General features: G+C 69.4%; 13 protein-coding genes. 6 read left to right on the top strand and 7 right to left on the bottom strand.

Going from position 1 to position 13469, the window contains the following annotated elements; all coding sequences use genetic code 11:
- Window positions 1–94 precede the first annotated feature (94 nt).
- Window positions 95–811: an SDR family NAD(P)-dependent oxidoreductase gene (locus tag ACTOQ2_RS23840; protein ID WP_440102294.1), complete on the top strand. Its 717-nt coding sequence runs from the start codon at window positions 95–97 to the stop codon at window positions 809–811.
- 719 nt (window positions 812–1530) lie between these two features.
- Window positions 1531–2355 (top strand): hypothetical protein, encoded by an 825-nt coding sequence (locus ACTOQ2_RS23835; RefSeq protein WP_440102293.1) that lies wholly within the window; start codon window positions 1531–1533, stop codon window positions 2353–2355.
- 87 nt (window positions 2356–2442) lie between these two features.
- Here the strand turns inward: ACTOQ2_RS23835 and ACTOQ2_RS23830 are convergent, their stop codons facing one another.
- Window positions 2443–3459, bottom strand: coding sequence for a hypothetical protein (locus ACTOQ2_RS23830; RefSeq protein WP_440102291.1), 1017 nt, complete (start codon window positions 3457–3459; stop codon window positions 2443–2445).
- Window positions 3460–3545: 86 nt separating this feature from the next.
- On the opposite strand from ACTOQ2_RS23830, the gene ACTOQ2_RS23825 reads away from it, so the two are divergent.
- Window positions 3546–4160, top strand: a complete 615-nt coding sequence (locus ACTOQ2_RS23825) for a TetR/AcrR family transcriptional regulator (protein ID WP_440102290.1) — start codon at window positions 3546–3548, stop codon at window positions 4158–4160.
- A 75-nt stretch (window positions 4161–4235) separates the two neighbouring features.
- Here the strand turns inward: ACTOQ2_RS23825 and ACTOQ2_RS23820 are convergent, their stop codons facing one another.
- Window positions 4236–4697, bottom strand: a complete 462-nt coding sequence (locus ACTOQ2_RS23820; protein WP_440102289.1) for an ATP-binding protein — start codon at window positions 4695–4697, stop codon at window positions 4236–4238.
- A 108-nt stretch (window positions 4698–4805) separates the two neighbouring features.
- Between ACTOQ2_RS23820 and ACTOQ2_RS23815 the strand changes: the two genes are divergently transcribed.
- Window positions 4806–5609 carry a helix-turn-helix domain-containing protein gene (locus ACTOQ2_RS23815; protein ID WP_440102287.1) on the top strand — a complete coding sequence of 268 codons (804 nt, stop codon included), beginning with the start codon at window positions 4806–4808 and terminating at the stop codon, window positions 5607–5609.
- Window positions 5600–5818: a DUF397 domain-containing protein gene (locus tag ACTOQ2_RS23810; RefSeq protein ID WP_440102285.1), complete on the top strand. Its 219-nt coding sequence runs from the start codon at window positions 5600–5602 to the stop codon at window positions 5816–5818. Before ACTOQ2_RS23815 ends, ACTOQ2_RS23810 begins: the two co-directional genes overlap by 10 nt.
- Before the next feature lie 330 nt (window positions 5819–6148).
- Here ACTOQ2_RS23810 and ACTOQ2_RS23805 read toward each other — a convergent pair whose 3' ends face one another.
- Window positions 6149–6991, bottom strand: coding sequence for an SDR family NAD(P)-dependent oxidoreductase (locus tag ACTOQ2_RS23805; RefSeq protein WP_440102283.1), 843 nt, complete (start codon window positions 6989–6991; stop codon window positions 6149–6151).
- Window positions 6992–7096: 105 nt separating this feature from the next.
- On the opposite strand from ACTOQ2_RS23805, the gene ACTOQ2_RS23800 reads away from it, so the two are divergent.
- Window positions 7097–7903: a response regulator transcription factor gene (locus ACTOQ2_RS23800; protein ID WP_440102281.1), complete on the top strand. Its 807-nt coding sequence runs from the start codon at window positions 7097–7099 to the stop codon at window positions 7901–7903.
- Between the two features lie 682 nt (window positions 7904–8585).
- Here ACTOQ2_RS23800 and ACTOQ2_RS23795 read toward each other — a convergent pair.
- From ACTOQ2_RS23795 to ACTOQ2_RS23780, 4 genes are all read right to left on the bottom strand, one after another.
- Entirely contained in the window at window positions 8586–10919 is a 2334-nt protein-coding gene (locus ACTOQ2_RS23795; RefSeq protein ID WP_440102280.1) for an FdhF/YdeP family oxidoreductase, read from the bottom strand.
- Between the two features lie 51 nt (window positions 10920–10970).
- Window positions 10971–12101, bottom strand: coding sequence for an aromatic ring-hydroxylating oxygenase subunit alpha (locus tag ACTOQ2_RS23790; RefSeq protein ID WP_440102279.1), 1131 nt, complete (start codon window positions 12099–12101; stop codon window positions 10971–10973).
- A gap of 69 nt (window positions 12102–12170) precedes the next feature.
- Window positions 12171–12518 (bottom strand): bifunctional 3-phenylpropionate/cinnamic acid dioxygenase ferredoxin subunit, encoded by a 348-nt coding sequence (locus ACTOQ2_RS23785; protein WP_440102277.1) that lies wholly within the window; start codon window positions 12516–12518, stop codon window positions 12171–12173.
- A gap of 189 nt (window positions 12519–12707) precedes the next feature.
- Window positions 12708–13469, bottom strand: a complete 762-nt coding sequence (locus tag ACTOQ2_RS23780; RefSeq protein WP_440102275.1) for a sulfite exporter TauE/SafE family protein — start codon at window positions 13467–13469, stop codon at window positions 12708–12710.

Genomic DNA, 13469 nt, shown 5'->3' with positions numbered 1-13469 from the left:
CCGCCGCACGAGAAATCCGTGATCGCGCGGGCGGCCCACCACGAGGCCCGCCGGATCGCCCGGCCGCCTCACCATTCACTTCGAGGAGTACCTCATGTCCAGGACAATCGCGATCTTCGGTGCGGGCAGCGGCCTCGGAACGGCCGTCGCCCGCCGCTTCGGCCGCGAGGGCTACGCCGTGGCGCTCGTGGCCCGCCGCAGGCAACCTCTCGACGCGCTGGTCTCCGCGCTCGCCGAAGAAAGCATCGACGCCGCACCGTTCACGGCCGACCTGTCGGACCCGGCCGCCGTCCCCGCGCTGATCGACGCGATCATGGGAAGGTTCGGGCGGATAGACGTGGTCGAGTACGCGCCCATCGGGGCGAGCGCGCCGTTCGTCCCCGCCGCCGAGTTGACCGCCGACGCCCTGCGCGCCATCGTCGACCTCTATCTGTACACACCCGTCGAGATCGCCCACGCGGTCCTGCCACAGATGATCGAGCGCGGGGACGGCGGCATTCTGCTCGGCCAGGGGTTGTCCGCCGTGCTCGCCGCCCCCGGCATGAGCGGGGTCGGCCCGGTCATGGCCGCGGCCCGCAACTGGATCCACTCGCTCAACGCCGAACTCGCCGGCAAGGGCGTCTACGCGGGCACCGTCACGGTGGCCGCCTGGGTGGAGGGCAGCCTCGGACACCGGCTCGCCTCGCAGGCCGACCCGGCACTGGGCGGCAATCCCACCGTCGACCCCGCCGAACTGGCCGAGCAGTACTGGGACCTGCTCACCAAGCGCGACCGGGCCGAGCAGATCTTCCCGCCCGTCGGCCTGCCCTGACACCCCTTCGCCGGGCCGAGGAACGCGAGGGCGGGGAGCCGGAGGTCTCCTCTTTCCCAGGTCGAACGATTCGCACTCCCCGGGAAGTCCTGAACAATGGACATGATGCCGGAATCGATCCGCGGATCCCCTGCCATATCCGGTCTCACGGTTGAAAAGGCTCCGGCACGCCGTCCCGAAGTTCGAACCTGACGTAAATCTTGGTTTCGTTCGAGGAAGAAATGACGGCGTTCGGACTGTTCGGCCCGCGAACCTCCTTGAAAAGGATTTCATTCCGGAAATGAGAGCCCCGGGCCGCTCCCTCTCGACTTCGGCTGTTCGGCGGCGGCATCACGGCGGGATGAGGCCCTCCGGCCAGGGCGCCGGAACCTGGCCGACCACCGCTTTACCGCGATCCGGCTCTCGGGTCAACCCATCCCATACGCATTTCTCGCGACCCGGGAAATCAGGTTGACGGAGCCTCAACAAAGCCGCCGCGTTCCGATTACCGGCGAGCCGATAACGCTTTTATACCTGATGATAAATCCCCGGCCCGTCGGCCCGAATTTTACGCGCAACAAAAAGTGTCAGAGATATTGAAAGTCTGGTCGCGGCGGCACACACTCGGCGTTACGAAGATCCACCCCTCAGATTTTGGAGCCACGATGGACCGAGCCGTAACCCGAATTCACGGGCGTAGAAAAACGATGCTCCGGCGCCTCACATCCGCCGTCGTCGCCATGCTCGCCGTCGCATTCCTCTGCGTGCCGCCCGCCAGCGCCCTCGCGCTGCCGACACCGAAGGATCTGACCGCCTTCCTCGACCTCGAATGCTTCAAGACCAGCCCGTACCAGCCGCCCGCCACCACGCTCAAACTGCGGCACATCAACCCCGTGCTCAGCACCCTGCCGATCGAGACCGTAACCCTCGGCGAGCGTCAGCAGCTGTGCGTCCCGGTCGCCAAGAACAACCAGATACCGCCGTCACCCGCGCTCGACTTCATCAGGTACATCGACCTGGCCTGCTACAAGATCTCCGGCACCACCGTGAACGCGGGCCTCGTGCTCAGCCACCTCAACCCGCTGTTCCAGAGCCTGCCACGTACGCAGATCTCCCTGAACACCCCGCAGCAGCTGTGCGTGCCGGTCATCAAGAACAACGCGGTCCCGCCCGCGGAGGTGCTGTCGCTCGTCCGCCACATCGACCTCAAGTGCTACGGCATCACCCCCAACAACCCGCTGAACCAGCAGTTGTCCCTGCGCCAGCTCAACCCCGTCCTGAGCCCGATCATCCCCACGCACGGCGCGCAGGTCCTCACCGCCCGCCAGCTGTGCGTCCCGGTGCAGAAGGCCGGCGACATCATCCCGGACGAGGTGCTCAAAATCGTCCGGTGGATCGACCTGGAGAAGTTCGACCTGGTCACCCCGGCCCTGCCCACGGTCTCGCTCACCCTGCGGCACATCAACCCCGTCCTCGCCGGTCTCCCGGCCGAGCGGGCCGTCCTCAGCGGCGCCAGCCAGCTGGCCCTGCCAGTCGCCAAGAACGGCAACTTCCCGCCGGGCTGATTCCCTGACACGGAGCCCCTCCATCGGTGCCGATGGAGGGGCTCCCCCATTGCCCTGCCCCCGATAAGGCGGGACACGCGGGGCTGTTCATCGATCACCCGGAGCTTCGGCGAACGTGGCACCGATCTCCATCATCCGCTCGACCGCGTAGGCGGGGTCGATCAACGCCTCGGGAGTGTGAAGGCCCGGCGCCACGGCTTCGCCGCGCAGGCCGAGCAGTCGTTCGACACCGAGGGCGACGGCGAGCGCGGTCAGGTCGCGCTGCCCCTCCGGGTGGCGAAGGTGGCGTCTCCTCCTGAGCGGTGCGCCCCTGCGATCCTCTCCTTCGAGATCGATCCCGACCACGCTGGAGGCGGGCTCGCCTCGGCGCCTGTTCTCGGCGGACTCACCGGCCGCGAACGCGAAGCGGACGTTCGGTGCGCCCGTCGCGATGGCGAGACTCGGAACGTCGAGGGTGGCCATGATCTGGCCGGGCAGGACGGCGCCGTCGGCTCCGGTGACCTCCACCCGCGCTTCGGGACCGTCGACCCAGCTGAAGACGCCGTCGCGGCGGACAAGCCCCGCCGAGGTGGAGGCTGTCAGGCGTTCCATGTCCGCCGCAGCCGCGGGCCCGCCGATGTCCGGCTCGTCCAGTACGGCGCCGGCCCGGATGGTGTCGATCCGGCCGAACTCCCTGGCGAGGTGCAGTGTCGCGAGGACGACGAGACCGGCGTACCAGTGGCTGGCCAGCAGGATCGGGGCGGCGCCGGCCCGCTGCCCGCCCGCGACGACCTCGGGGGCGATGTCCGTCAGGCCGCTGGAGAGGCTGAGGTACGGCAGGCCGCGGTCCTGGGCGTAGCGCAGTCCGTTCAGATGGCTGTCCCACAGTGCCGCGACGACCGCCGAGTGTTCATGGCCTGCGGGGAGGCCGAGGTCGTCGCGGCGCAGATCGATGGTCACCGCTGTCGCGTCGCCGAGTTCGTCGGCGACACGCCGCGCGCGCTCCAGATCGCGGCCCGCGATCGTGAGCGGCAGCGTCGGATACCACCGGCGCAGGATGGCCGCGGTCCCCGCGCCCGCCTGACCGGAACCACCCATGATCAGTACCGATTTCGAGTGCTCCATCGCGTTCTCCTCTCGCGTTCCCATTAACTTACATTTTGTAACCTACACTTTGTAGCCTAGGCTGGGCGGCAACGCAAGGGAGCGCAATGGCCACGGCATCGACGCGCCTGTCCAGACAGGCCAGGCGGGAGCAGTTGCTCGACACCGCCCTGAGGATCGTGCGCGCCCAGGGCGCCGACGGCCTCACCCTGCTCACCCTCGCGGAGGCCGCCGGAGTGAGCAGGCCGATCGTCTACGACCACTTCGGCACCCGCCCCGGCCTGCTGCTCGCGCTCTACCAGCGACTCGACGAACGACACCGGACCGCGTCGGCACAGGCGTTGCGGGAGGCCGAGCCCATCCTCGGCGAGACAGCCCGCGTCCTGAGCACCGCGTACTTCGCGTGCTCCACCGACATGCCGGAGTGGAACGCCGTTTCCGCCGCACTGAAGGGAAATCCGGAAATGGAAGTGATCGAGCGCGAGATGTTCGACAGCTTCACGGACCTGATGGCCGCGGCACTGCTGCCGTACTCCGACCTCACGCCGGAAGCCCTTCGGCTGCGCTGTGTCGGCGCGCTGGGCGCGGCCGAGGCGATCGCCGCGGAGCTGAACCGGGGGCGGGCAACCGTCGCCGACGCGGTCGCCGCGCTCACCGACCTGATCGTCGGCGGCATCGACACCGGGACCGGCCGATCGGCGATCGACGGCTCACGGCCGTGATCCACGGCTCGGGCAGCCGAGGGCTCCATCAGCCCGCCCGACGGCGTGCACGGAACCGGAGGACCCCCTCCCCTCCTACGGCCATGCCGCCAGTTGGAACCATACCGACTTGCCGTAGGGGTTGAGGGTCCAGCCCCAGTTGTGGGAGAGGTCCTGGACGATGGCGAGACCGCGGCCGGAGATCTCCAGGTCGCCTACCCGCCTCAGGCGCGGGATCGCGATGCAGGCGTCGTGGACGTCCACGGTCAGCAACTCCCTCTCCCTGCCGACCGTGACGCGGACGGGGCTCGCGGCGGGAACGTCCGGCGATCCGTACGCCAGCGCGTTGGTGACGAGTTCCGAGGCCAGGAGTTCGGCGATTTCCGGGATGTCCCCCGCCGCCTTCCAGTCGGTGGCGACGTCGCGCACGAACCGGCGGGCGGACGCGACACTTCTCGGTTCGCGCGGTATCCACTTCTCCCCCAGCGGGGAAAGGCCGGGATTCATCGTGTAGCGATATTCGGTCAGCGCCGCGCTCGCCTTGAGTGCCTCTTCCATGTTTTCTCTCTCCGCCTCGGATTTCGTATGTTCAGCGTGCCCAGACGCCACCACTCTTGGTAGTCGAATGGTTACGAAACCTACGGGCTGGAGTTCACCGGCCTTTTGTTGAACTCCGACAAGGAGGGCATCATCTCCAATCTCTATACGCCTCAGGCGATCTGGGGCAGGGAGCTGCGCCACTACCGGAAGGCGGCGGGCCTCACCCAGGGCCAGCTGGCCGAGCGGATCCACTTCAGCGAGTCCCTGATCAGCGGGGTGGAGACGGGACAACTCCCGGCCAGCCCGGAGTTCGCCGAGACCTGCGACGAGGCCCTTGAAACCGGTGGCGCGCTGTCCCGGCTGCTCGACTGGAGGAAAGGGCGGTCCTTCCCTCCCTGGTTCGGGAAGTGGCATGACAAGGAGCAGGTCGCGGCCACTCTCAGGACCTATCAACCTCTGGTGGTTCCCGGTCTGCTTCAGACCGAGGCATATGCCCGCGTGGTGCTACGTGGAGACGAGGCGGCGGTGGAGGCCCGCCTGCACCGCCAGGCCATCCTCTTCCGCGAGAATCCTTCACCACCGACCTACCGATGCGTGGTCGACGAGGGAGTTCTCCATCGCCCGATCGGTAGCCACAAGATAATGAAAGAGCAGTTAGAGCACCTGATTTCGGTGGTCAATCCACGCCTGAGCGTTCAGGTGATACCCCACGGGATGCATTCCGGCCTGATGGGCGGGTTCGTAATCGCGACGCTGGACGGAGGAGGCGACGTACTGTATGCGGAGACGGCTGTGCGCGGTCTCACCACGAGCGATCAGGAAGACGTTACGGCGGCCGTGGAGCGTTTTGAGGCCATCCGGACCGAAGCGCTGCCGCTAAGCATGTCCATCGAGCTCATCCAAAGGGCGGTAGAGGAAAAGTGGACCTGAACAACGTCACGTGGATCAAATCAAGCTTCTCCGGAGACAACGGCGGCGACTGCGTCGAGGTCGCGAAGCTCGGAGACACCACCGGCCACCCCGACCTGGTCGCCGTGCGCGACTCCAAGGACCCCGAAGGCCCGAAGCTCCTCTTCAGCCCCGCCGGGTGGGGCACGTTCCTCGGCGGCGTGAAGACCGGCAGGTTCGACATCGGCTGAGATCGCCACTTCCGGCGATCGACAGGCGTTGCCGAACCTCATGTTGCGCGCGGACTTGTTGTCAGCGACGCCGGACGTTATCGACGGGCGGTAACGCTGCGTACGGCGTAGCCCGTATCGGACCTCGGCGCGGCAGCAGGCGACGCGCATCGCGAACCAGTTGTTGCGCAGGTTAGGTTTCCTGCCGTCTTGGCGGGTGAGGGTCGCGACGAGGTGGATGTGGTCGACGGCGTGCCTGATGGCGATCCACCGGCACGCCTGGTCGTCGCCGTACGGCGCGATCCCCGCGGCGCCGACGATATCAACGGCGATGCCGGCTTTCGCCATTGTTCAGTCCATCTTGCCGACCACAGCGGTGTGGTGGCCGAGATGGGCCGTAGCGTCCAGATCCGCGGCCACCGCGGCGAGCTTCGCTCGGATGGCGGAGATCGCGTCCTCTCCCAGCGCCAGCCGCAGCGGAGGCTCCGGCAGGTCGAGCACGGCCAGGACCGCACGGGCGGCCTTGTCCGGGTCTCCGGGCTGGTTGCCGTCAGAGGCCGTCAACGCGACCCGGGTCGGGCCCGCCGTGTCCTCATAACCGGGCATCGGCGCGCTCAGGCGCAGCGCTGATCCGGCGAACCCGGTCCGGAAGGCGCCGGGCTCGACGATGACGACGTTGATCCCCAGCGGCCCGACCTCGGCCGCGAGCGCCTCGCTGGCCTGCTCCAACGCCCCCTTGGCCGCGCAGTAGGCCCCGACACCGGCGAAGGACAGCAGGCCGCCCATGCTGCTGACCTGGATGATCGTCCCGCTGCGCCGCTCGCGCATCTGCGGCAGCACCAGCCGGGTCAGCCGCAGCGGGGCGTGGAACATCACCTCGAACGCGTCACGGACCTCCTCCTCCGTGGTCTCCTCGATCGCGCCGACGATCCCGTAACCGGCGTTGTTGACCAGCACGTCGACGCGGCCGGCGGCCTCGACCGCGTGCCGGCAGGCGACGGCGTCGCGCACATCCAGCTTGACGACCTCCACCTGGTCCGGATGCTCGGCGGCCGTTGTTGCCATGGCCTGTGGCCGGCGGACCGCGGCGACCACCACGTCGCCGGCCGCGAGTGCGGCCCGGGCGAAGGCGGCTCCGAGGCCGCTACTGGCACCGGTGATCAACCACCGGCGGGGGCTCAGGACAGTGCTCATTGTCAATCTCTTCTCGGTTCGCCTCCGGCCGGGTGCCGAGGCGCTGCGATCACGATGCCCCCGCCGCCGCTACCGCGGTATGGCCCGAAAGTGGAAGATTGACTCATGGCAGACGCACTCAAGGGACCGCTTCCCGTTCCCTGCCCGTTGCCGGCCGTCGAACCGATGACGGTGGCCGACTACCGGCGCCTGGTCGGCGTGCTGGAGACGGTCGACCGCGTGACGGACCTGCGCGCGTTCCAGGAACGGCTGGCACGGGCCCTGCAGAGCTGGTTCGGCTACGCCGGGATCGCGGTCCTGTACGGCGGCACCCTGCGCGAGGCCATGGACAGCGGCTGCGGTGTCCATGGCGGTTATTCTTCACGCTTCCTGGCCGAATACGCCGACCGCTGGGCGGCGGCCGACCCGTTCCGCACCGAGCGGGCCCGCCGGACGCTGACGACCGCCGGCGTGGCCACTCTGGACGAGGTGGCGCCGGACCGGGAGTACGCCGAGCGGTTCCTGAGGCCATACGGGATCACCGGCAAGGCCGGCATGGTGATCGACGGCGGACCGGCCGGCGTGCTCTACATCGGCATGGCGCTGCGCAACACCCCGCAGGTGCCCGCCCGCGACCTGGCGGTGCTGCGGGCCCTGCGGCGCCACCTCGCCCCGCTGGCCGTCGAGCAGTTCACCCGGCACCGCGAGCGGACGGCCTCCCGCGCCAACTGGCGGCTGACGCCCCGGGAGTGGGAGGTTGCCCGGCTCGCCGCCCAGGGTCTGACCAACCAGCGGATCGCCGACCGGCTGTTCGTCGGAGTCGACACCATCAAGAAGCACTTCAGCCGGGTCCTGGACAAGACCGGCTGCACCAGCCGGGTCCAGCTCGCCGCGCGCTGGCGGCAGTACGAGCACGGCACGGAGGCGGGGTGATTCTGAACGGCCCGGCCGCCGCCGTCCGGGTGTACTGCGCCCTGTGCAGGTCAACGCCCTAGGATTTGGCAAGACCTACACAGAACGGACGCTCTTGTTGTTTCGCCGGGCACTCATCGAAAGTCCCTGACATTAATTCCGCGCAAGCCACCGATAGTTTCTCCGCGCACAACACCTCACGCCCCACCCCTTGCGAGTACCGGCTCGCCGGGTGATCGAATACTCCGTTCGCAGTTCGGAGCACTGGACGCGGGGGACAGGCAAGATGATCCCGTGAGGCTCGAAAAGCGGCTCGCCGGACGCCTCTCGCGGGCACAGGCGGAAAGAGGTGGGGCTGATGGCCGGGCGGTTGGTCGAGTTGGAAGTGGAGAACTTCCGGAGCCTGCGGAAGGTGTCGCTGCCGTTGGGGCGGGTCAACGTGCTGGTGGGGCCAACGGCGCGGGCAAGACGAACGTGCTGAGGGTGTTCGACTTCCTGGCCGACATCGTCCGGACAGACCTGGGACCCGCGCTTGAGGACCGAGGGGGCCTCGACGAACTGGTGTTCCGGGGGGCGACCTGCGGCCGGACCACATTCAGATCGGGCTGAAGGGGCACTGGTCCGTGCCTGAAACGTCCGAATGCCCTCTTGACATGTATCGCTTGAAGATCAACGGCAGCCCTCCGGCGCGGGAGGAGATCTTTTACCTCAGCCGGGCCGGCGGCTGGCGGAACCGGACCGAAGTGTCCGGGCGGCGGACGAGCCTGACCACGACGCTCTTGGACGTGGGCGTGTTGGAGGTCTCCGCGACCGAGTCCAGCGGCACCAGCACGTTGGTCTCCGGGAAGTAGGCGGCGCAGCAGCCGCGCGCGGTCGGGTAGGCGACCGCGCGGAAGGACTCCGCCGTGCGCTCCCCGTCGGGCCACTCGCTGACCAGGTCCACCATGTCGCCGTCGGCCAGACCTCGCTCGGCCAGGTCGTCGGCGTGCACGAAGACCACCCGGCGGCCGTTGCGGATGCCCCGGTAGCGGTCGTCCATGCCGTAGATCGTGGTGTTGTACTGGTCGTGGCTGCGGACCGTCTGGAGCAGCAGCCGCCCCGGCGGGACCCGCAGCACCTCCAGGGGGTTGACGGTGAAGTTGGCCTTCCCCGTCGCGGTCGGGAAGCGGCGCTCGTCGCGGGGCGCGTTGGGCAGCGTGAAACCGCCCGAGAGGCGGGCGCGCAGGTTGAAGTCCTCGAAGCCGGGGACCACGCGGGAGATGTGGTGGCGGATCACGTCGTAGTCGGCGAACCGCTCCCAGGGCACCTGCGGGTCGGCGCCGAACAGCCCCGTCGCCAGGCGGCGGACGATGTCCACCTCGGAGAGCAGGTCGCCGGAGGCGGGCGGCAGGTTGCCCCGCGAGGCGTGGACCATGCCCATGGAGTCCTCGACCGTGACGAAGCGGCCCGCGCGGTCGCCGGGCGCGACGTCGCGCTCGGTGCGTCCCAGGGTGGGGAGGATGAGCGCCTCCCGCCCGCACACGGCGTGGGAGCGGTTGAGCTTGGTCGAGACCTGCACCGTGAGCCGGGCCCGGCGCATCGCCTCCTCGGTCACCGCCGTGTCGGGGGTCGCGGCCACGAAGTTGCCGCCCATCGCGACGAAGACCTTCGCCCGCTCCGACCGCAGCGCGCGGATCGCCTCCACGGTGTCGAGACCGTGGTCGCGGGGCGGCTCGAAGCCGAACTCGTCGCGCAGGGCGTCGAGGAACCACGCCGGGGGCCTCTCGTTGATGCCCATGGTGCGGTCGCCCTGGACGTTGGAGTGGCCGCGGACCGGGCACACCCCGGCCCCCGGGCGGCCCACGTTGCCGCGCAGCAGCAGGAAGTTGACGACCTCCCTGATGGTGGCGACGGAGTTCTTGTGCTGGGTGAGCCCCATCGCCCAGCACACGATGACCGACTTCGCGCCGAGCACCTCCCGTACGGCGTCCTCGACGGCCGGGCGGTCCAGGCCGGTCGCCTCCTCGACCTCCGCCCAGTCCAGGGAGCGCAGGTCCTCGGCCCACTTGTCGAAGCCGTGGGTGTGGGCCTCGACGAAGTCGCGGTCGACCACGGTGCCGGGGGCGGCGTCCTCGGCTTCGAGCAGGAGCAGCGACATGGCCTGGAAGAGCGCGAGGTCGCCGTTGAGGCGGATCTGCAGGAACCGGTCGGCCAGCGTGGTGCCCTTGCCGACCAGGCCGGAGGCCTTCTGCGGGTTCTTGAAGCGGAGCAGCCCGGCCTCGGGCAGCGGGTTGACCGCGACGATCCGGGCGCCGTCGCGCTTGGCCCGCTCCAGCGCCGACAGCATGCGGGGGTGGTTGGTGCCGGGGTTCTGGCCGACCACGAAGACGAGGTCGGCCCGGTGCAGGTCCTCCAGCGAGACCGTGCCCTTGCCGATGCCGAGCGTCTCGTTGAGCGCCGAGCCGCTGGACTCGTGGCACATGTTGGAGCAGTCGGGCAGGTTGTTGGTGCCGAACCTGCGCACCAGGAGCTGGTACGCGAACGCGGCCTCGTTGGAGGTGCGGCCTGAGGTGTAGAACAGCGCCTCGTCGGGGCTGTCGAGGGCGCGCAGCTCACGGGCGACGATGGCGAACGCGTCGTCCCAGCTCACCGGCACGTAGTGGTCGGAGCCCTCGGGCCGGTGCATCGGTTCGGTGAGGCGTCCCTGCTGGCCGAGCCAGTAGTCGGTGTGCCGGGCCAGGTCGTCCACGGTGTGCCGGGCGAAGAAGTCGCGGGTGACCCTGCGGACGGTGGCCTCCTCGGCCACCGCCTTGGCGCCGTTCTCGCAGAACTCGGCCGGGCTGCGGTGCCCGCCCTCGGGCCAGGCGCAGCCGGGGCAGTCGAAGCCTTCCTTCTGGTTGACCACGGCCAGGGTGCGCAGGGTGCGGCCGACGCCCATCTGGGCGTTCGCGGCCACCAGCGACCGGGTCACCCCCGGGATGCCGGCGGCCCACTCCTTGGGCGGGCCGACCTCGATGCCATCCTCGTTGACGTCGTCGCGCGGGGCCTTCCTGGCCATCCTCGCGCCTCCTTCCGGCCGATCACCCTTGAAAGCGCACCCTACAGGTGCTCAGCCGGGGCCGGTCCCCTGCCTGTCGAGCACCCAGTCGTGGAAGGCCCCGATGTGGTGCTCGCTGGGCACCAGGACCCCCCCTTGAGCGTACGCCCGGGAGTTCATCGCGGGCTGGCACCGCTCGCAGGCCTCGAAGTCCTGCACGTTGACGCGGTGGAAGAGCTCGACGGACGGGTCGAGGTCCCTGCCCGAGTCCACGACGTCGCCGAGGAAGAGCCAGTCGCACTCCACGATCGTCCGGTCGGCCGCCAGCGGGAACATCCGGTGCAGGATCACGTGGTCGGGCACGAGGTTGACGAAGACCTGCGGCTTGATGGTGATCGCGTAGTAGCGGCGGTCCTGGTCCTCGCCCACCCCGGGGATGCGGTCCACCCCCTCGGAGCCGTCGACGGTGAACCCCCGGATCTCCTCGCCGAACTCCGCGCCGTGCCCGACGAAGGACTGCGCCGCGTACCCGTCGGCGAACTCCGGCAGCACCTCGGTGAGCTCGGGGTGGATGGTGGCGCAGTGGTAGCACTCCATGAAGTTCTCGACGATGAGCTTCCAGTTCGCCTTCACGTCGTAGACGATCCTGCGGCCCACCCGGAGGTTGGCGATGTCGTAGTTCTCGATGGACCGCTCGTCGCCCAGCCGGTGCGTCGCCTCGGCGACCACGTCCGCCTCGAACGACGGCGGCTCGTCGGCGAGGCACACCCACACGTACCCGATCCACTCGCGCACGTGCACGTTGATCAGCCCGTACTCCACCCGGTCGATGTCGGGCATCTTGGTGAGGTTCGGCGCGGCGATCAGCTTGCCCTCGAGGTCGTAGGTCCACGCGTGGTACGGGCACTGGAAGGACCGCTTGACCTCGCCGGACTCCTCGGTGCGGATCCGGGCGCCCCGGTGGCGGCACACGTTGAGGAAGGCCCGGATCGAGTTGTCCCTGGCCCGGGTGACGAGGACGCTCTCGCGGCCCACCTGGACGGTCCTGAAGGCTCCCGGCCTGCCGAGATCGGACGCGCGGGCGACGCAGAACCACATCGTCTCGAAGACGCGGACCTGCTCCAGGGCGAAGATGTTCTCGTCGGTGTAGTAGCCGCCTGGCAGGGTGGCGATCACGCTGGGGGGCAGGCTTCTCGCGGTCACGGTCGGCTCCTCTTCACACGGGGCTCACGTTCTCACGCGGCGTTCGCGGCTTTACGCGGTGCTCGCGCCCTACGCGGTGCTCGCGCGGACGCCGGGCGGCAGGTTCGGGGGCTCCTCTGAGGGGAGGACGTAGACGGTGCCGTCCTCGACCACCACCCGGTGGGTGCGCAGCGGCAGCTTGGCGGGAGGAGAGCTCGGCCGTCCCGTCCGCAGGTCGAAGCTCGACGAGTGCAGCGGGCACTCGATCTCGCAGCCCTCCAGCCACCCGTCGGAAAGGGAGGCGTCCTGGTGGGTGCAGGTGTCGTCCACGGCGTAGATCTCGCCGTCCTCGGTGTGGAAGACGGCGATGGGCGGGTCGACGTCGAGCCGGTGGGCCTCACCTGGCGGTAGGGCCGCGAGGGGACAGGCAGGGATCATCGCAACAAACCCCAGTTTCGGAAGGCGGAACACACAGCGCTATACGCAACAGCGTGACCCCAGGAAATCCCGATGTCAAGGGTCGTCACCGGGGTCTCCCCCATGGTCACGCAGGGTTTCGCGGACGGGACCGGGAGGACCCGCCGACCCGCCGCCCGGGATTCGGGCGCCGCCATCGACGGCGGCGGTTCACGCGTAGGCGTCGGCGCCGAGTTTGATCGCGACGAGCAGCCCGCAGGCGGCGGCGCCGAACCGGAGCGCGCGGCCGGGCAGGCGGCGGGCGATCGGCGGCCCGAGCAGGCCGCCGAGGAAGAATCCCAGCGCGAGCGGCGCCACCGCCGACCACTGCACCGGGCCGAAGAGGGCGAAGGCGACCGTGGACGCCGCGTTCGCCAGCGAGGACACGACGGACTTGATCGCGTTGACCCTGACCGGCGCCTGGTCGAGCACGGCGGAGAGCACCGCGAACATCAGGATCCCGCCCGCGGCCCCGAAGTAGCCGATGTAGACGGCGACGCCGAACAGCGCGGCGCGCGCCGCCCACCCGTCCTCGCCGCCGAACCCTCCCCCGACCCTGGGCGGGCGGATCAGCAGCAGCGCGGCGATGGCGATCAGCCACGGCGCTATCGCCTCGAACGTGTCGGAAGGGGTCATCAGCAGCAGCGCCGACCCCACCGCCCCTCCGATCAGGGTCATCACGCCGAGCCGCATGACCCTGCCGCCCTGCCCGGCGAGCTCGGGCCGCGACCCGAGCACCGCGCCCACCCCGTGGAACGTCAGCGCCACCGTGTTCGTGACGTTCGCGGCCAGCGGGGGCAGGCCGAACGCGAGCAGCGCCGGGTAGGAGACGACCGACGCCAGGCTCACCACCGTGCCGACCACCCCGGCCAGCGTCCCGGCCCCCAACAGTCCCAGCATCTCGGCCACGTCCACGGGGCCATAGCCAATCAC

Origin of the sequence: Streptosporangium sp. H16 (assembly GCF_051918855.1) — a bacterium.
Taxonomy (GTDB): Bacteria; Actinomycetota; Actinomycetes; order Streptosporangiales; family Streptosporangiaceae; genus Streptosporangium.
The sequence above is the reverse complement of the archived record's forward strand: the minus strand, read 5'-3'. Positions and strand labels throughout refer to the sequence as shown.